Consider the following 16,646-nt stretch of genomic DNA (forward strand, 5'->3'; position numbering starts at 1 on the left):
TCACCCGCGAACGCCCAGCTCGTCCAACAGCGCGGGCAGCGCGGCTAGGTCGGTCCAGTGGAACGGCCTGGGGTCCTCGACCTCGGGGTCCTTGTGCAGCAGGAAATCGAGGTTGCGCTCGAAGCTCGCCTGCATCTGCGCGAACAGCCGCGCCTCGGCAATGGCCCGCGCGGGAGGCGCCAGGCCAAGTCGTTTGGCGACGCGCGGCGAGAACGGCAAGGCATAGAGCGTGGTCGGGATCTCGATGATGATCCCGGGCTCGATGAACGCCACCGGCTGATCGCGCGGCGTGTCGCGCGCCAGGAACGGCCCGACGAAGTCGCGCGCATCGGCGAAATCGTCGGGCAGCCGGCGCAGCGCCGCGAACTCGGTGCGCAGCCCGCGCTTCTTCAGGACGTCGGCGAGCTGGCCGGCATGACCGCCCGACTGGCGCAGATTGCCCGGCGGCCGCACGGCAATGTAGTGGGCCACGGTCATCGGCCGTGTCTCCGGCCGCCGCGTCTCGACGCCGTCCTTGACCTCCAGTCGACCCGGCCAGACGATCTCGCGCGCCGAGGCGACGAAGCCCTGCCGGCGCACGAAGCGGCGAATGCTGTTGCGATAGTAGCCGGCGGCCAGGCCGGAAGGCCCCGCGATGTCGACGATCGGCAGCTCGAAATAGGCGGTGAGCTGGTTGTCGGCGAACAGCGTCGGATCGGCGATGAAACGGCGGAGGTAGCGCTGCAGGTCGCGGTGCGTCACCTGGTCGGCATCGAAGGCCTGGGCATAGTGGAAGCGGCCGATGTAGTCGGCGCCGATGAAGTAGAAAGGCGGCTGCGCGTCGCTGGTCAGGATGATGCAGGGTACGCCGAGCGCGTGCACGATGCCGGCTTCGTAGGTGACGTTGGCCCGATTGCCCGTCAGGTCGAGGATCACCAGGTGAGCGCTCTCGATGAGATCGAGAACCCCCGGAACGATGGTCGCGCGGGTCCGGTTCTCCGGTGCGATCACCGCGACCTTGCGGCCGGCCTGCCCGGCTTCCGGCTCCAGGTCCCGCGCGATGTGCTCGACGAGCACCTTCAAGCCGGCCGTGCGGTCCTCGACCTCGATGTGCCCGCCCTGGACCTGCCGCATCGGTCCGAGCACGAGGATGGTGATGGTCTCGATCTGTGGAGCGGCAGCAGCTTCGTTGCCATTCATGATGCCTCCTCCCCCCGGGACTCGCGCAGGGTGGATTGGACCGTGCGTCTCTCAGGGCCACAACGTATTCAGCACTGCAGCCAGGCGGGCGCCGGCGCGCGCGATCTGCCGGCTCTTGATGCGCTCGGCGCTGGCCTCGTAGGCGGCCGGATCGGCGAGCTTGGCCGGCCACACACCGTCATGCCGGGGACCGATCGAGACGCCCGCGAAAGCCCCCGCCGCCTGCCGCACGCTCTCGCTCGCCCATTGCTCCGGCCACGATGCGAGAGGCCCCGGCGTCTTCGGCACCTCGCGCGCCAGCGTCAGCAGCTCGGGCTGCGTGGCGAGACTCCAGCCGTCCGGCACCGCATCCCACATTGCATGCAGGTTCTTGTCTCCGATCCGGATGGCGGAGCCGCCCTTGGTCCTGATATCCCCCCCGTCGAGGCCCGGCCGGTCGGGCGAGACCGGCCTGCCCTCGGCATCGAGATAGATCGCGCCGGCATGCAGCGGCTGGTGCAGGTCGCCGATGAAATGCGCCAGCATCAAGAGCGCCTCCTTCCTGTCGCGGATCGAGAAGGGTGGCGGCGCGGCGCGGCCTTCCAGCACGTCGATCGCAGCCGTGATGGCGCTCACCACGTCGTGGGCGCTGGCGCCGGCGAAGCTCTTGCCGTAGGCGCCGCGCTGCACGTCGATGTCGGTGAAATGGTAGGTCTCGTGGCAGCCGTGGCCCGCGCCCGGGCCCGGACAGTTGCTCCAGTTGCGCCGCACGTAGTCTTCCATGCGCGCGACCTCGGCCGGCGCCATGAAGGCCTCGCACCAATGCTGGTAGCGGGTGGTGGCATCGTAGACGAAGCTGCCGTCAGGCCGGCGCTCGACCGACCGCACGCAGTCGGCCCATTTGGACGAGGTCTCGAGGTTGTAGCCGAGCAGCTGCTCGACGTGGCGGCGAGCATCCGGCGTCAGCAGCCGGTCGGCGACGGCGCCGACCAGCTCGTGGCCCGGCGGATCCCAGCTCCAGGCCGGACGTGCCATGATCAGGAGGGACAAGAGGGGCAGGAGCGACAGCAACAGGCGAAGCCATCGCGCGGGCCGAACTCCCATGGACCGAGCTCCCGGAATGGCAGCGCCGCGTCAGCCTGGACTCTTCACGGAGCCAGAATCCAGGCTAGTCGCGGCAGCACCATTCCATCATACGCCGCATGAAGCCCTCGCAGGCGTCGATCTGCGAGGCGAGAATGAATTCGTTGGGCTGATGCGCCTGGGCGATGTCGCCTGGGCCGCACACCACCGTGGGCACGCCCAGCGTCTTGCGGAAGATTCCGGCCTCGGTGCCGTAGACGACGCTGCCCACCGTGTTGGAGCCCGACCAGGTCGCGGCCAGGCGCTTGGCCTCGTCGTTGCCCTCGGGCGAGAAGGCGGGCGTCGAGGAGCGCAGCACGGTGTTGATCTCGGCGGCGGGATGCTTGGCCTTCATCCTGGGCAGCAGCTCCTGCTCGAGCCACGCCAGCGCGCGCTTGCCGAGCGCATCGATCGGCTCGGTCGGCAGCTCGCGATAGCCCCACAGCACCTCGCACTCGCGCGCCAGGATGTTGCCGGCGGTGCCGCCGGTGATGGTGCCGACATTGAAGGTCGCGGCGGCCGGCATGAACTCGCTGTCCCTGGGCGCCTTGGCGTCGAGCTCGTCCTGCACCGTATTGAGGTAGTGAACGAAATCGCCGGCGAAATGGATGGCGCTGACGCCGAGATGGGTCATCGAGGAATGGGCCTCGAAGCCGGTGAACTTGGTGATGTAGATCTGCGCGCCCTTGTGTGCGTGCACCACCGTCATCATGGTCGGCTCGCCGATGATGATGGCGCGCGGGCGCGGCACCTCGGCCGCCATGCGGGCGGCCAGCGAATGCGCGCCGACGCAGCCGACCTCCTCGTCGTACGACAGGGCGAAGTGGATCGGCTTCTTGAGCGGCGCCCTGGTGAACTCGGGCAGCATGGCGAGCCCGATGGCATAGAACGCCTTCATGTCGCAGGTGCCGCGGCCGTGGTACTTGCCGTCCTTCAGGGTGAGCGTCCACGGATCGGTGTCCCATGGCTGGCCGTCGACCGGCACGACGTCGGTATGACCGCTCAACACCACGCCGTCCTTCACCATCGGCCCGACGGTGGCGAAGAGGTTGGCCTTCTTGCCGTCCTCGCTCGGCACCAGCTTCGAGGCGACGCCATGGTCGGCGAGGTACTGCTGCACGTACTCGATCAGCGCCAGGTTGGAATTGCGCGACGTGGTGTCGAACGCGACCAGCCGGCGCAACATCTCGACCGATCCGACGATCTCTCCTGCCATGATACGCGAACGCTCCCCGTTTTGCGTTTGTCGTCCTCTCCGTCCTACGGCAGAGCCATGGCAAAGGGAAGAACGGGTCGCGGGGAGCACGACCGCATCCGCCGGGACAGCGCTGGCGAATTGACGAGGCCCAGCGTCGAATTCCGTTCCCAAGACCTTGCAATGTCTGGCTTATTCCATATGCCTTCCCCCGCCCCTGCGGGTCGGGACGACCCTCGAGGAGCTGCCATGCGATTCGGCATCGTCGCCATCCCTACCGCCCAGGAGGCCGCCGGCCTTTTCGAGCGCGCCGTCGCCTTCGCACGGCGGGTCGAGGCGCTCGGCTTCGCCGGCCTGTGGACCACGGATTCCTTCGCGCGCGGCAGCGCCACGATCGATCCGCTGATCTTCCTCGGCGCCCTTTGCCAGGCGACCGGGCACATCGAGCTCGGCACCTGTGTGACGCAGCTACCGCTGCGCCATCCCGTCGAGCAGGCGCATCGCGCGCAGACCCTGAATCTTCTTTCGCGTGGCCGCTTCCGCTTCGGTGTCGGCAGCGGCTCGACCAGGCACGATTTCGACGCCGCGCAGGTCGACTACCAGCGCCGCTTCAAGCTGCTGCCCGAATATCTCGCCGTGATGCGCAAGGTGTGGGCGGGCGAGCCGGTCTACGGCCCCGCCCTTTCCGTCTGGCCCGGCACCGAAGGCGGCCCGCCGGTCTATCTCGGCGCCTGGCGCAGCCCGCGCTGGATCAATCTCGCGGCCGAACACTGCCATGGCTGGATCGCTTCGGGGATCTACGCGTCGCTCGACGACCTGCCGGTCGGCCTCGACATGTTTCGCAAGGCCGGCGGCAAGCGCGCCATCATCGCCAATATCTTCACCGACCTGCGCCCCGACCCGCCGGCGCATCCGCTGATCGCCCATTCGAAGACGACGCTGGTCTGCGGCAAGCCGGAGGCCCGCGACCGCCTGCGCCGCATCGCCGATCTCGGGTTCGACGACGCGCTGCTGATCGTGCCGTTCGGCGTGCCCGGGATGCTCGACGAGATCCGGGAACTGCTGCCGTAGGCGGGCGTCTTTCACTGGGAGCGCGCCACTCCGTTGGCGCTCTTCTTGGTGATTGCACGTCCCAATAGCGCCCTCGGAGTGGCGCGCTCCGAGCGATGTATGTGGTCAACCCAGTAGAATGCAGCTCGGCTTGCTTCACGCCGCGAACAATCCATCCGCGACGCCCTCGGCCTGGCGCTGCACCAGGCGGCGGTAGAGGCCGTCCTTGCGCTGCATCAGCAAGGCGTGGCTGCCGTCCTCGACGATGCGGCCCTGGTCGAACACCAGGATGCGGTCCAGCGTGCGCACCGTCGACAGACGATGGGCGATCACCAGGGTCGTGCGGCCGCGCATCAGCCGCTCCATCGCGTCCTGGATCAGCGCCTCGGACTCGCTGTCCAGGCTCGACGTCGCCTCGTCGAGGATCAGGACCGGCGTGTCCGCCAGGAAGGCGCGCGCCAGCGCCACGCGCTGGCGCTCGCCGCCCGAGAGCTTGACGCCGCGCTCGCCGACCAGCGTGGCGTAGCCCCTGGTCTGGCGCGTGATGAAGCCGTCGGCATGCGCCAGGCGCGCCGCCGCGCGGATCTCCTCGCGCGAGGCCTCGGGTCGGCCATAGGCGATGTTTTCCGCCAGCGAGCGATGGAACAGCATCGGCTCCTGCTGCACGATTGCCACCTGGCGGCGCAGGCTGTCCTGCGTCACCCCGGCGACGTCCTGGCCGTCGACCAGGATGCGCCCGCCATCGACGTCGTGCAGGCGCTGAACCAGCTTCACGAACGTCGTCTTGCCGGAGCCCGAGGCGCCGACCAGGCCGACGCGCTGGCCCGCCGGGATGCGCACGCTCAACCCGTCATAGACCTGCCTTCCCTGCGCGCGGTAGCCGAACGCGACGTCGTCGAACACGATCTCGCCCTTGTGCACCACGATGTCGCGTGCTCCCGCGCGATCGACGACGCCGAGCGGCTGGTCATGCAGGGCGACCAGCTCGTCGAGGTCGTTCACGCAGCGACGGAAGACGTCGACGTGGTGACCGATGTCGCGCAGGTAGCCGTGAATCACGCCGTATCCGGTGAGCACGAACACGACGTCGCCGACACTGGCCGCGCCCTGCCACCAGAACAGCAGCACCATCCCGATCACGGTGAGCCGCAGCGCCACCAGCACGATCAGTTGCAGCGTGCCGGCCCAGGTCGCGCGCGCCCACAGCACGTGCGTGCGAGCGCGCCAGCGATCGACGACACGGTTCAGCCGCTCGTCCTCGCGGGCCTCGGCACCGAACGACTTGACGACCGGGTTGCAGGTCACCGCGTCGGCCAGCGTGGCGCCCAGCCGGCTGTCCCAGGCATTCGACAGGCGCGCCGCCGGCGTGACATAGCGGAGCGCCAGCCGGACCGTGAGCCCGATATAGACGGCGCTGCCCAGCGCCACCGCCGTACCCATCAGAGGCCAGCGCAAGGCGAACAGCACCGCGGCGCCCAGCAGCACGACGCAGGAGGGCCACAGCGCCACCAGGATCGTGTCGTTCAGGTTGTCGAACGCCCACATGCCGCGGCTGATCTTGCGCACCGTCGAGCCGGCGAACGAACCGGCATGCCATTCCGACGACAGGCGCTGCACGCGCGCGAACGCCTCGCGCGCCACGTCGGACATCATGCGCAGGGTGAAGGCGATCACCACCATGAACACGCCCTGGCGCAGCACCACGGCGACGGCGCCACTGCCGACCATCGCGGCCAGCACCAGCAGCGCCTCGCGCAGCGTCGCGTCGCGGACGGTGGTTACGCCGCCGATGATGTCGACCAGCCGGCCCGCCAGCATCGGCAGGACGAGCTCGATGCCGGCGCCGATCAGCACGCCTGCCGCGATCAGCGCGGCCCGGCCGGGCTGGCGGCGCCAGCGTGCCGCGACGAATGCCAGCGTGTGCAGGAACGGGTCGCGCCCGCCCTTTGCTTTGCGATCCCTCATATGTCGACGCCGAGCCCCTTTGAGAGTCGGGATCGGCCCTTCAGCCTGTCGGCGCCGAGACCGGCATCGAGCGCGAGCTCGACGCGCGCAGAAGCGCCAACGATGGACGAAACGGGTGGATACGGTGGGAGGGCGCCAGGGTGGCGGCGCCCGGGGCTGCTTTAGCTAACGAAAGCGCCCGATGCCGAACCGTGGAGCGAGGGTCGCGCTGATCGAGATGATCGACATCCGACGCCTCCTTTCGCTGCGGTTTCCGTCGACGGAGCGGAATGTACAGTAACTCGATGACAGAGGCAAGACGACTGGCTGATCCTCCCCCGTCATCGGGGGAGGCGGCCCGATTAGGCGCTGTTTACAGCGCCATTGGCCGGAGGGGGAGAGCCTCACGTGAAGTCCATGAAGGCCCGACGTCGGAATGATCGAGATCGCCACTGAGGCCTTCCCCCTCCGCCCCGCCTGCGCGGCCGAAGCCGCTTCGGCGCGGCGAAGGCCCGTAAGACGGGGTACCTCCCCCGCAAGACGACCGTGAGACGGGGAGGAAGAGGACAAAAGGGCATCGCCAGCAGGCGCGTTGCTAGACCGCCGGCCGGCCGATCATGGTCAGAAACTCGCGGCGCGTGTCGCCGTTGTCGCGGAAGGCGCCCAGCATGCGGCTGGTCACCATGGCGACGTCCGACTTGTGCACGCCTCGCGTCGTCATGCACTGATGCGCCGCTTCGATGACCACGGCGACACCGCGCGGTTGCAGGACGTCCTGCAGGGTGTTGGCGATCTGCGCCGTGAGCTTCTCCTGGATCTGCAGACGGAACGCATAGGCATCGACCAGGCGGGCGAGCTTGCTGATGCCGACCACGCGCTTGTCGGGCAGGTAGCCGATGTGGACCTTGCCGATGATCGGCACCATGTGGTGCTCGCAGTGCGACTCGAGGCGAATGTCGCGCAGCATCACAACCTCGTCGTAACCCTCGACCTCCTCGAAGGTTCGCTGCAGCATCTCGCGCGGATCCTCGTCGTAGCCGCGAAAGAATTCCTCGTAGGAGCGCACGACTCGATCGGGCGTGCCGATCAGCCCCTCGCGATCGGGGTCGTCGCCGGCCCAGCGGATCAGGGTGCGCACGGCGGCCTCGGCCTCCTCGCGCGACGGTCGCGTCAGCCCCGTCGCAGTGGACACGAGTTCGCTCTTCTTCAGCATCCTGTTCATGCTCGCTCCCCTCAATTGAGCCGGCGATCGACGTTGGGCGTGTCGAGAGAGAAGGTCGGAATCTCGATGTCGAAATTCTCGCCCGCCTCGTTCACCATCTGATAAGTGCCGCCCATGAAGCCGGATGGCGTGGAGAGCGGTGTGCCGGAAGTGTACTCGAACCTCTCGCCGGGTCGCAGCACCGGCGTCTTGCCGACGACGCCCGGCCCCCTGACCTCGCGCATGCGCCCGAGCCCGTCGGTCACCTTCCAGTGCCGGCTGCGCAGCTGCACCGTGACATCGCCGCCGTTCTCGATGCTGACATGATAGGCCCAGACGAACTGGGGCTTCGTCGGATCGGATTGGTCGGGCAGATATTGCGGCCTGACGGTCACGCGGATGCCACGGGTTGTAGTAGAGAACATGCGTCGAAAATCCCTGCGTGGCCGAAGACATGGGACGTCCCGCGCGAAACGTCAAATTCGCCAAGCGGCTGAAGAGCTGACGCGGCGCTGGTCGGCAGCAGGGTCGGTGCAGGCCCGGAGCGCCGGACCTCTCCGGTCCAGCGCCACGGCGATCTCGCGACGGAGCAGGTCACATCGGGAAGATCAGGCAGGTCGTCGTGCCGTGCGCCAGCAGGCGATCATTTGCATCGTAGAGCCGGCCTTCCGAAGTGCCGATGCGCGAGCCGACATTGAGGACCTTGCCCTCGGCCCGGACCTTGCCTGTCTTCTCGGTCATGGCGCGCACATAGTTCACCTTGATCTCGAGCGTGGTGTAGCCGATGCCGGCCTCGAGCATGGTGTGGATGCAGCAGCCCATGACGCCGTCGAGCATTGTCGCGGCAATGCCGCCATGGATGCTGCCCAGCGGATTGAGATGATCGGCGCTCGGCGTGTAGGTGAACTCGACAAGGCCGCGCTCGACCCTGGCCACCTCGAAGCCGATTGCCCGCGCGATCGGCGGCGCCGGGTAGCGGCCTTCGATCATGCCCTTGAACAGGGCGAGGCCGTCGACGGTCCGTACATCGTCGAGCGACAACACGCCGAAACCGGCATCCGGGGCCATGATCCATTCCCTCCGCAATTTCCGTGCATATACACATTGGCACTTTGTCCGGGCAAGCGATGGCAGTAGTCTCGCGGTCATGCCGGCCCTGCCCCCGCTTCGCCTGTCACCCCGCGAATGCACCTGCTTTCGCATCCGCGGCGCCGCCCGGCGCATCACGCAGATCTACAGCCAGCACCTGGCGCCGACCGGCCTCAAGATCTCGCAATTCTCTCTGCTCGGCTTCGTCATCGCCGAGGGGCCGGTGGCGATCGGCCGGCTGTCCGACCTGCTGGCGACCGATCGCACGACACTCACCCGCAACCTCAGTCCGCTGCTGCGCGGCGGCCTGGTCGAGCGCGCCGCCTCGGGTGACAAGCGCCGGCACGAGCTGGTGGCGACCGCCGCCGGCCGCGCCCTGTTCAAGCGGGCCCTGCCGCTGTGGGCCACGGCCGAGCAGGAAGTGCGCGACGCCATGGGCGCCAGGCTCACCAGCGAGCTGCATGGCGCGCTCGACCAGTCGATGGAGCGGCTGGCGGCGCTGTAGAGCTTTCTTCCGGACCGCGGGCGTCTCGCCCGCTCATGCTCATGAATCATGAGCGTGCGAGACGCCCGCGGTCCGGAAGGGGTCGATCGGCCCACGCCGTTACAGACTGGCGTCGAAGAAGTCGTGTTCGAGCTCCATGGCGCGGCGGTAGTTGGCGCGCACCGGCGCGGTGTCGCTGGCGTGGCGGTCGAGGAGGGCTTCGAGCCGCGCCGCGAGCTTCTCGAACTCGGGATCGGCGTAGGTCTCGACCCATTCGCGATAGAGCGGCGCCACGTCGCGCGTCTTCAGCGAACGACCGAGATAGGCGTAAAGCCGCATGCACGGTGTCAGGGCAGCGACGGTTTCGCCGAGATCGCCTGCCTCCGCGGTCTGCATCAGGAAGACGACATAGGCGTTGGTCGCCGGCAGCGGATTGACGGCCGACAGGTCGACCTGCCAGCGCTGGGCATAGCTCTTGTGCAGCTCGAGCTCTGCGCGCACGCCGGCGATCAGGTCGGCGAAGGTCTGCAGATCCTCCCGCTCGGTGCTGTAGGCGAGACAGAACGCGTAGGCGCGCGCGAACGATTCGAGGAAGTAGGCGTCCTGCGCGACGTAGCCCTTGAAGCAGTGGATCGGCAGCGAGCCGTCGGCCAGCCCGCGCACGAAGCCGTGACCCAGGATACGCGTGGCAAGATCGGAATTGTCCTGCCACAGCGTCTTGGCGAGCGACATCAGCCGCCGAGTGCCTGCATCAGGTCGGCGATGATGTCCTCGACATCCTCGAGGCCGACCGAGATGCGCACCGTGCCGTCGCCGATGCCGAGCTTGGCACGCTCGGCCGCACCGATGCGCATGTGCGTCGTGGTCGCCGGATGGGTGACCAGGCTCTTGGCGTCACCGAGATTGTTCGAGATGTCGACGAGCTGCAGGCGATTCAGCGTCTCGAAGGCCGCCCACTTGCCGGCCTTGAGGTCGAACGTCACCACGCCGCCGAAGCCGGACATCTGCTTGGCCGCCAGCGCGTGCTGCGGATGATCGCTGCGGCCGGGATAGAGCACGCGCGAGATGGCGGGATGGCCGGCCAGCGCGTCGGCGACGCGGGCGGCGTTGGCGCAATGGCGATCGATGCGCAGGCCCAGTGTCTCCAACCCCTTGACCAGAACCCAGGCGTTGAACGGGCTGAGCGAGGGGCCGGTGTTGCGGATGATCGGCTGCAGCTTCTCGAGGATGAACTCGCGCGAGCCCAGCACGGCGCCGCCCAGCGTACGGCCCTGGCCATCGATGTACTTGGTCGCCGAATGCACGACGACGTCGGCGCCCCATTCCAACGGCCGCTGCAGGATCGGCGTGGCGAAGGCGTTGTCGAGCACGACCTTGGCACCGGCCTTGTGCGCGAGCCGGCAGACCTCGCTGAGGTCGACGACGTCGAGCATCGGGTTGGACGGCGATTCGAACAGCACCGCCTGGGTCGGCTTCGACAGGGCCTTCTCCCAGGCCGCGAGGTCGCCGCCATCGACCAGCTCACTCTCGACGCCGTACTTGGGCAGTAGCTCGGCCACGATGTAATGGCACGAGCCGAACAGCTGGCGCGCCGCGACGACGCGGTCGCCGGCCTTGAGCAGCGCCAGCAGGGCGAAGAATACTGCCGACATGCCGGTCGACGTGGCGCGGCAGGCCTCGGCGCCCTCGAGCGCCGCCAACCGGTTCTCGAACATGGTGACGGTGGGATTGCCGAAGCGCGAATACTGGTAGTGGCTGCTCTCGCCCTTGAAGGTCGCCTCGGCCTCCTCGGCGCTCGCATAGGCGTAGCCCGAGGTAAGGTACAGCGCCTCCGAGGTCTCGTCGAAGTTGCTGCGCAGCTGCCCGCCGCGCACCGCGCGGGTCTGCGGTCGCCACGCCGATTGATCCGCCCGCACCCGCTTGTTCGAGATCGTTCCGTCCATAGCTCCCTCCTGACGCCTGCGCCGCACGCGCAAACGAAAAGCCCCCGACCGAAAAGGGCGGGGGCTTTGCGAGCTCTCCGACCTTTTAGCGATGTTTAACGTGGTCGCAAGCCGGTCGGCCCAAATCCCACGGTGCCGGCTCTATAATCTCGACCGCGACCGAGGGCAAGCGCGATCTTGAAGGCGAAAGTGGCATTAGCTAAGTTAGCTAGCATGAAGTACGTCAACACCCACGAGGCCAAAACCCAGCTGTCCAAGCTGATTGCCCGAGTGCGTGCCGGCGAGAAGGTCGCCATCTGTCAGGCCGGCAAGCCGGTCGCCCTGCTCACCCCTTACGAAGCGCCGCGCCGAAAGCCGCGGCTGGGGATGTGGGAAGGCAAAGTCGAGCTTCGCCCGGGGTGGGATTCGCCCGAGACAGACGCCGAGATCGAGGCCATGTTCGACGTCCTCAAGGAGCGTGATTAGCAACCATGCGCTACGTCAACACGCACGAAGCCAAGACGCAGCCGTCCAAGCTGATTGCGGCGGTTCGGGCGGGCGAGGAGATCGTCATCTGCCTGGCCCGCAAGCCTGTCGCACGGCTTACGCCCTATGCGGCGCCACGCCGAAAGCCGCGACTTGGCACAGACAAAGACAAGATCATCCTTCGACCCGGCTGGGATTCGCCGGAGACGGACGCCGAGATCGCGGCCACGTTCGATGTCCTCGAAGAAACTGCTGCGCGTTGAAGCTGCTGATCGATTCGAACGCCCTCGTGTGGATGGCGGCCAATCCCAAGGAGCTGGCAGCGGCAGCACGGCGCGTGCTTCTGGATCCTGACAACGAGCGATTCGTCAGCACCGCTTCGATCTGGGAGCTCACCATCAAGATGTCGATCGGTAAGCTCCGCTTGCCCGATCGACCCGCCGCCGCCGTCGAGGGCATGGCGGCAACACTGCTGCCGATCTCGCTGGCGCACATCGATCGACTGGAACGGCTTCCGTTCCATCATCGCGACCCGTTCGATCGCATGCTGGTTGCTCAGGCAATGGAGGATGGTTTGACGATCGTCACTCGCGATCGACGCCTCAAGCCCTATGGCGTCCCGCTGCTGGCGGCGTGATCGGAGAGACAATTTGTGGTCGAGATGTTGACGCCAGCCTTCAGGCTCACCGATGCCCAGGCTCAAGCGATCGTCGATCATGCCGCGCCAGGACGTCACGTGACGGGTGTCTCGCCCTTCGGGCGCGGCGAGATCAGCGCCGTCTTCGACATCGAACTGGCGGACGGCGCACCCGGGCTGGTCATCAAGATCTATCCCGCCTGCACCGGAAGATGCAGAAGGAAATCCTCGTCGCGCGTCTCATGAGCGGCCATCGGCTCACCGCGCCGGTGCCGCGCATCCTCCGCGCCGATGAGTCGAAATCGCTGATCGCGTTGAACTTCGTCATCATGGATCGATTGATGGGGGGCGCCTCTGGCCGATCACGAAGGCGGCCTTTCCGAGCAAGAGTGCTTTGCGATCTACGCCGAGATGGGCAGGCTGCTGCGCGACATCCACGCCATCACGAACGCGCCGCGAGCCTCGTGGACCAAATCGCAAGCTATGCTTGAGCATTCTTCCGGATCGCGCGTTCTTCCGGACCGCGGGCGTCTCGCCCGCTCTTAAGCTTTGAGCGGGCGGGACGCCCGCGGTCCAAAAGAAAACCCGCGATCCGGAAGATCACGATCAATTGAGCTTCTGCCGCGCCAGCGACTGCTCGCGCAGCTTGCTCAGGGTGATGCGCGAGGTCAGCGCCTCGGGATCGGTCTTGAGATGGATGATGGCGGGCTTGGCCGCCGCCACGGCGCGCTCGAAGGCGGCGGCGAAGTCGGCCGTCTTGTCGACCGTCTCGCCATGGCCGCCGAAGGCGCGCGCATAGGCCGCGAAGTCGGGGTTCCTGAGCTCGGTGCCGTGCACGCGCGTCGGGTACTCGCGCTCCTGATGCATGCGGATGGTGCCGTACATGCCGTTGTCGACGACCACGATGACGACGTTGGCGCCGTGCTGGACAGCGGTGGCGAATTCCTGGCCATTCATCAGGAAGCAGCCGTCGCCGGCGAACGACACCACCATGCGGTGGGGTGCCGTGATCTTGGCGGCGACCGAGGCCGGCACGCCGTAGCCCATGGCGCCGCTGGTCGGCGCTAGCTGGGACTTGAAGCCGCGATACTGGAAGAAACGATGCAGGAAGGCGGCGTAGTTGCCGGCGCCGTTGGTGACGATGGCATCGTCGGGCAGACGCTTGTTCAGCCAGGCGACGATCTCGGTGACGTTGACGGCGCCGGGCTGCTCGTTGGGCTCGATGTTCTTCAGGTAGTCGGCGCGGGCCCCCTCGAGGTTGGCCTTCCAGCGCGAGCCGTCGACCGGCTTCATGGCGCGGGCGGCGACGGCGAAGTTGGCCATGCCGCTGTTGATCGGCAGGGCTGCCTGGTAGACGCGGCCCAGCTCCTCGGCGCTGGCATGGACGTGGACCAGGGGCTGCTTCGGCACCGGCAGGTCGAACAGCGTGTAGCCGCCGGTCGTCGCCTCGCCGAGCCGCGGGCCGATCGCCAGGATCAGGTCGCTGTCCTTGAGGCGCTTGCCGAGCGGCGGGTTGACGCCGATGCCGAGGTCGCCAACGAAATTGGGATGACGGTTGTCGAGCAGGTCCTGGTTGCGGAACGCCGTGGTCACCGGCAGGCCATTGGCCTCGACGAACGCCGCCATGTCGGCGCAGGCCTCGCGGCTCCAGCCGCCGCCGCCGAGGATCACCATCGGCTGCTTGGCCTCGGCGAGCATCCCGCGCAGCGTCGCCATGTCGGCGGCCGATGGCGCACCACGCGCGATCTTGTACGGTCCGGCATCGGCGACCTCGACCTCATCGGTCAGCATGTCCTCGGGCAGGGCGAGCACGACCGGGCCGGGGCGGCCGTTGAGGGCGCGATGGAAGGCCTGGCTCACCAGCTCGGGGATGCGCCGCGCGTCCTCGATCTGGGCGACCCACTTGGCCATCTGGCCGAACATGCGGCGGTAGTCGATCTCCTGGAACGCCTCGCGGTCGAACTGCTCGCGCCCGACCTGGCCGACCAGCAGGATCATCGGCGTCGAATCCTGGAATCCCGTGTGCAGGCCGATGCTGGCGTTGGTTGCGCCAGGGCCGCGTGTCACGAAACAGACACCTGGCTTGCCGGTGAGCTTGCCATAGGCCTCCGCCATGTTGGCGGCGCCGCCTTCCTGGCGGCAGATGACGTAGCGGATCGAGTTGCGCTGGGCATAGAGCGCGTCGAGCGCCGCGAGATAACTCTCGCCCGGAACGCCGAAGATCGTGTCGGTGCCATGGATGCGCAGCTGGTCGATCAGAACCTGCGCGCCGCTGCGGCGCGGATGGGCCGTAGTCATGGTCGATCCCTTACTTCGTGGGTGAGAATGAAGTTGGCACCAATATCTTGTTATTCATGTGCACCAGATTGCCGAGATGCTTCGTGTGCACCGGCAGGCGCTGCTTCTCGTAGAGCGTGAGAAACTCGCGCAGCCTGCCGGGCTGCAGCTCGTAGGTTCGATGGTCGACAATCATGGACATTCCTCCAATTTACACGGCAATTGTGTGACCGCGTCCGTGCGATCTCAACCCTCGCTCAATGGTGGACACCTCCCGCGAAACAGCGCATAAGTGCGGCATTGCGACACTGGCCGAAAGATCGGCACAGTCGCGGGGCGCGATTTCCGGTCAACGTCTTTCCGTGAGCTTCTTGGTCATCTGTCAAATGTCGACGAAACGCTTGGGCCCAGTCGTCCAGCAAGCGGTCGCCGGACTCCGCTCTATCCTTCCTCCAGCCCCGAGCTTCGAATGAGTCGTAAATTGTTTGTGGGCAATCTGCCCTATTCGGTCACGTCTGAGCGTTTGTCTGAAGCCTTCTCTCAGTTCGGCACCGTTACTTCTTCAAAGGTAATCGTTGATCGCGAGACCGGCCGCAGCCGCGGCTTCGCCTTCCTCGAAATGGAAACGGATGACCAAGGTGCGTCGGCCATGCAGGCCATGAACGGCGCGTTGCTGGACGGCCGCTCGATCGCGGTGCGCGAAGCTGTCGAGCGTCAGCCCGGCGGCGGTGGTGGCGGCGGATTCGGTGGCGGTGGTGGTGGCGGCCGCGAAGGCGGCGGCTTCCGTCCGCGCGGCCCGCGCCCGCCCTATGGTGGCGGTGGTGGCGGCGGCTATGGCGGAGGCGGTGGCGGCGGCTATCGCGGCGGCGGCGGTGGCGGCTACGGCGGTGGCGGTGGTGGCTACCGCGGTGGCGACGGCGGTGGCGGTGGTGGCTACCGCGGTGGTGGTGGCGGTGGCGACGGCGGACCGATGCGCGATCGCCGCGCCGATTTCTCCGGCGGGCCTCCGAGCGGCGGCTTCGACAGCGGCGGTGGCGGCGGTGCCGGTGGCGACTTCGGTCGTCCGCCGCGGCGGCGCGAAGGCGGCGGCGGCGCCGATCGTCCGCGGCGCGATCGCGACTACGAACCGCGCAAGCGCGGCTTCGACGACGATCAATAGGTCTCGTCTCGAGCGCACTCGAGCGGAAGCGCCGGAGGATCATCCTCCGGCGTTTTTGCGTGACCGCCGGCCGACGGTGCTAGACTGCTCCGGTCAAGAGACCCGGAGATCGAGATGAAGCGACGCACTGCGCTCGTGGGTTCCCTGGCGGCCCTGGTCGCGACCACGCCAGCCAGGGCGGCCGATTTGCCGGTCGACCTGCAGCTCGTCCTGGCGGTCGACGTCTCGCGATCGATCGACGAGGTCGAGGCCGAGTTGCAACGCCGCGGCTATGTCGAGGCGCTGGCCAACGATCGCATCATCGACGCCATCCTGTCGGGTGAGCACAAGCGCATCGCGCTTTGCTATACCGAATGGGCCGGCACGCACTATCAGGTCGTGGTGATCGACTGGACGGTGATCGACAGCGCGGCCGAGGCTCGGCGCTTCGCCGAGAAGCTCGGCGAAGCGCCGCGTCAGTCGCAGAGCTGGACGGCGGTCGGTGCGGCGCTCGCCCATGCCGGCCAGCGCTTCGAGGGTTCGGGCTTCACGTCCAAGCGACGCGTCATCGACGTTTCGGGCGACGGCCGGACCAACGATGGTCCGCCGGCGGAGATGGTGCGCGACCGGCTGGTATCGCAAGGCATCGTCGTGAACGGCCTGCCGGTGATGATGAACCGCAGCAATTTCGGCCGGCCACCCGACCTCATGCTCGACAAGTACTACGAGGAGAACGTCATCGGCGGACCGGGCTCCTTCATGATCGTGGCCGACGATTTCGGCCATTTCGGTCGTGCGGTGCGCACCAAGCTGGTGCGCGAAATTTCATCGATCGGCGCGACGTCGCAAGCGAGTCCCGGCTGACACGAGAGCGATCGCATCTGGCGCCTTTCATGTTCCTCCTCCGTCATCAGCCCAGAAGTGGACGCATCTCCTTTTTCCT

General features: G+C 67.3%; 19 protein-coding genes and 1 riboswitch. Of the genes, 8 read left to right on the forward strand and 11 right to left on the reverse strand.

What is annotated here, in order from left to right; genetic code table 11:
* The 3 genes from AB7O82_RS05565 to argE form a co-directional block, all read right to left on the reverse strand.
* A complete protein-coding gene (locus AB7O82_RS05565) occupies positions 1-1,179 on the reverse strand; it encodes a hypothetical protein (protein WP_428618861.1) in 1,179 nt (392 codons plus the stop codon).
* 51 nt (positions 1,180-1,230) lie between these two features.
* Positions 1,231-2,262: a S1/P1 nuclease gene (locus AB7O82_RS05570; RefSeq protein ID WP_428618863.1), complete on the reverse strand. Its 1,032-nt coding sequence runs from the start codon at positions 2,260-2,262 to the stop codon at positions 1,231-1,233.
* Positions 2,263-2,326: 64 nt separating this feature from the next.
* Positions 2,327-3,496, reverse strand: coding sequence for an acetylornithine deacetylase (gene argE / locus AB7O82_RS05575; RefSeq protein ID WP_428538189.1), 1,170 nt, complete (start codon positions 3,494-3,496; stop codon positions 2,327-2,329).
* Between the two features lie 228 nt (positions 3,497-3,724).
* Here argE and AB7O82_RS05580 point away from each other — a divergent pair, with 228 nt between their 5' ends.
* Complete coding sequence (locus AB7O82_RS05580; RefSeq protein WP_428538192.1) at positions 3,725-4,546, forward strand: LLM class flavin-dependent oxidoreductase; 822 nt, start codon at positions 3,725-3,727, stop codon at positions 4,544-4,546.
* Positions 4,547-4,681: 135 nt separating this feature from the next.
* Here the strand turns inward: AB7O82_RS05580 and AB7O82_RS05585 are convergent, their stop codons facing one another.
* The 4 genes from AB7O82_RS05585 to AB7O82_RS05600 form a co-directional block, all read right to left on the reverse strand.
* Positions 4,682-6,490, reverse strand: a complete 1,809-nt coding sequence (locus AB7O82_RS05585) for an ABC transporter ATP-binding protein (RefSeq protein ID WP_428618865.1) — start codon at positions 6,488-6,490, stop codon at positions 4,682-4,684.
* 574 nt (positions 6,491-7,064) lie between these two features.
* A complete protein-coding gene (gene folE / locus AB7O82_RS05590) occupies positions 7,065-7,691 on the reverse strand; it encodes a GTP cyclohydrolase I FolE (protein ID WP_428538198.1) in 627 nt (208 codons plus the stop codon).
* 11 nt (positions 7,692-7,702) lie between these two features.
* Positions 7,703-8,095, reverse strand: a complete 393-nt coding sequence (gene apaG, locus AB7O82_RS05595; RefSeq protein WP_428538201.1) for a Co2+/Mg2+ efflux protein ApaG — start codon at positions 8,093-8,095, stop codon at positions 7,703-7,705.
* Positions 8,096-8,264: 169 nt separating this feature from the next.
* Positions 8,265-8,738 (reverse strand): PaaI family thioesterase, encoded by a 474-nt coding sequence (locus AB7O82_RS05600; RefSeq protein WP_428538204.1) that lies wholly within the window; start codon positions 8,736-8,738, stop codon positions 8,265-8,267.
* Positions 8,739-8,817: 79 nt separating this feature from the next.
* On the opposite strand from AB7O82_RS05600, the gene AB7O82_RS05605 reads away from it, so the two are divergent.
* Positions 8,818-9,264: a MarR family winged helix-turn-helix transcriptional regulator gene (locus tag AB7O82_RS05605; protein ID WP_428538207.1), complete on the forward strand. Its 447-nt coding sequence runs from the start codon at positions 8,818-8,820 to the stop codon at positions 9,262-9,264.
* 99 nt (positions 9,265-9,363) lie between these two features.
* Here the strand turns inward: AB7O82_RS05605 and AB7O82_RS05610 are convergent, their stop codons facing one another.
* On the reverse strand, positions 9,364-9,975 hold the full coding sequence (locus tag AB7O82_RS05610; protein ID WP_428538210.1) for a TenA family protein: 612 nt from the start codon (positions 9,973-9,975) through the stop codon (positions 9,364-9,366).
* Positions 9,975-11,186 (reverse strand): O-succinylhomoserine sulfhydrylase, encoded by a 1,212-nt coding sequence (metZ, locus tag AB7O82_RS05615; protein ID WP_428538213.1) that lies wholly within the window; start codon positions 11,184-11,186, stop codon positions 9,975-9,977. Before metZ ends, AB7O82_RS05610 begins: the two co-directional genes overlap by 1 nt.
* Before the next feature lie 65 nt (positions 11,187-11,251).
* Positions 11,252-11,327, reverse strand: a riboswitch (SAM riboswitch).
* Between the two features lie 72 nt (positions 11,328-11,399).
* Here metZ and AB7O82_RS05620 point away from each other — a divergent pair.
* The 4 genes from AB7O82_RS05620 to AB7O82_RS05635 are packed head-to-tail and all read left to right on the forward strand — an operon-like array spanning position 11,400 to position 12,534.
* Positions 11,400-11,651 (forward strand): type II toxin-antitoxin system Phd/YefM family antitoxin, encoded by a 252-nt coding sequence (locus AB7O82_RS05620; protein ID WP_428538216.1) that lies wholly within the window; start codon positions 11,400-11,402, stop codon positions 11,649-11,651.
* Positions 11,652-11,656: 5 nt separating this feature from the next.
* Positions 11,657-11,914: a type II toxin-antitoxin system Phd/YefM family antitoxin gene (locus AB7O82_RS05625; protein ID WP_428618868.1), complete on the forward strand. Its 258-nt coding sequence runs from the start codon at positions 11,657-11,659 to the stop codon at positions 11,912-11,914.
* Positions 11,911-12,288: a type II toxin-antitoxin system VapC family toxin gene (locus AB7O82_RS05630; RefSeq protein WP_428618871.1), complete on the forward strand. Its 378-nt coding sequence runs from the start codon at positions 11,911-11,913 to the stop codon at positions 12,286-12,288. Before AB7O82_RS05625 ends, AB7O82_RS05630 begins: the two co-directional genes overlap by 4 nt.
* A 15-nt stretch (positions 12,289-12,303) precedes the next feature.
* On the forward strand, positions 12,304-12,534 hold the full coding sequence (locus tag AB7O82_RS05635) for a hypothetical protein (protein ID WP_428618874.1): 231 nt from the start codon (positions 12,304-12,306) through the stop codon (positions 12,532-12,534).
* 360 nt (positions 12,535-12,894) lie between these two features.
* On the opposite strand, the gene AB7O82_RS05640 is transcribed toward AB7O82_RS05635, so the two are convergent.
* Both AB7O82_RS05640 and AB7O82_RS05645 read right to left on the reverse strand, forming a co-directional pair.
* Positions 12,895-14,586 (reverse strand): thiamine pyrophosphate-binding protein, encoded by a 1,692-nt coding sequence (locus AB7O82_RS05640; protein WP_428538228.1) that lies wholly within the window; start codon positions 14,584-14,586, stop codon positions 12,895-12,897.
* A 10-nt stretch (positions 14,587-14,596) separates the two neighbouring features.
* Positions 14,597-14,761, reverse strand: a complete 165-nt coding sequence (locus AB7O82_RS05645) for a hypothetical protein (RefSeq protein ID WP_428538231.1) — start codon at positions 14,759-14,761, stop codon at positions 14,597-14,599.
* Between the two features lie 273 nt (positions 14,762-15,034).
* On the opposite strand from AB7O82_RS05645, the gene AB7O82_RS05650 reads away from it, so the two are divergent.
* Positions 15,035-15,724, forward strand: coding sequence for an RNA recognition motif domain-containing protein (locus tag AB7O82_RS05650; protein WP_428538234.1), 690 nt, complete (start codon positions 15,035-15,037; stop codon positions 15,722-15,724).
* A 114-nt stretch (positions 15,725-15,838) separates the two neighbouring features.
* Positions 15,839-16,567, forward strand: a complete 729-nt coding sequence (locus AB7O82_RS05655) for a DUF1194 domain-containing protein (protein WP_428538237.1) — start codon at positions 15,839-15,841, stop codon at positions 16,565-16,567.
* Positions 16,568-16,646 lie beyond the last annotated feature (79 nt).

The sequence above is a fragment of the Reyranella sp. genome (genome assembly GCF_050185545.1).
In the GTDB taxonomy this organism is placed as follows: domain Bacteria; phylum Pseudomonadota; class Alphaproteobacteria; order Reyranellales; family Reyranellaceae; genus Reyranella.

Coding starts and splice junctions, on each gene's coding strand:
- AB7O82_RS05605 (WP_428538207.1), top strand. CDS start 8,818: ATGCCGGCCCTGCCCCCGCTTCGCCTGTCACCCCGCGAATGCACCTGC.
- folE (WP_428538198.1), bottom strand. CDS start 7,691: ATGAACAGGATGCTGAAGAAGAGCGAACTCGTGTCCACTGCGACGGGG.
- AB7O82_RS05655 (WP_428538237.1), top strand. CDS start 15,839: ATGAAGCGACGCACTGCGCTCGTGGGTTCCCTGGCGGCCCTGGTCGCG.
- AB7O82_RS05620 (WP_428538216.1), top strand. CDS start 11,400: ATGAAGTACGTCAACACCCACGAGGCCAAAACCCAGCTGTCCAAGCTG.
- AB7O82_RS05610 (WP_428538210.1), bottom strand. CDS start 9,975: ATGTCGCTCGCCAAGACGCTGTGGCAGGACAATTCCGATCTTGCCACG.
- AB7O82_RS05570 (WP_428618863.1), bottom strand. CDS start 2,262: ATGGGAGTTCGGCCCGCGCGATGGCTTCGCCTGTTGCTGTCGCTCCTG.
- AB7O82_RS05565 (WP_428618861.1), bottom strand. CDS start 1,179: ATGAATGGCAACGAAGCTGCTGCCGCTCCACAGATCGAGACCATCACC.
- AB7O82_RS05585 (WP_428618865.1), bottom strand. CDS start 6,490: ATGAGGGATCGCAAAGCAAAGGGCGGGCGCGACCCGTTCCTGCACACG.
- apaG (WP_428538201.1), bottom strand. CDS start 8,095: ATGTTCTCTACTACAACCCGTGGCATCCGCGTGACCGTCAGGCCGCAA.
- AB7O82_RS05600 (WP_428538204.1), bottom strand. CDS start 8,738: ATGGCCCCGGATGCCGGTTTCGGCGTGTTGTCGCTCGACGATGTACGG.
- metZ (WP_428538213.1), bottom strand. CDS start 11,186: ATGGACGGAACGATCTCGAACAAGCGGGTGCGGGCGGATCAATCGGCG.
- AB7O82_RS05645 (WP_428538231.1), bottom strand. CDS start 14,761: ATGATTGTCGACCATCGAACCTACGAGCTGCAGCCCGGCAGGCTGCGC.
- argE (WP_428538189.1), bottom strand. CDS start 3,496: ATGGCAGGAGAGATCGTCGGATCGGTCGAGATGTTGCGCCGGCTGGTC.
- AB7O82_RS05625 (WP_428618868.1), top strand. CDS start 11,657: ATGCGCTACGTCAACACGCACGAAGCCAAGACGCAGCCGTCCAAGCTG.
- AB7O82_RS05640 (WP_428538228.1), bottom strand. CDS start 14,586: ATGACTACGGCCCATCCGCGCCGCAGCGGCGCGCAGGTTCTGATCGAC.
- AB7O82_RS05650 (WP_428538234.1), top strand. CDS start 15,035: ATGAGTCGTAAATTGTTTGTGGGCAATCTGCCCTATTCGGTCACGTCT.
- AB7O82_RS05580 (WP_428538192.1), top strand. CDS start 3,725: ATGCGATTCGGCATCGTCGCCATCCCTACCGCCCAGGAGGCCGCCGGC.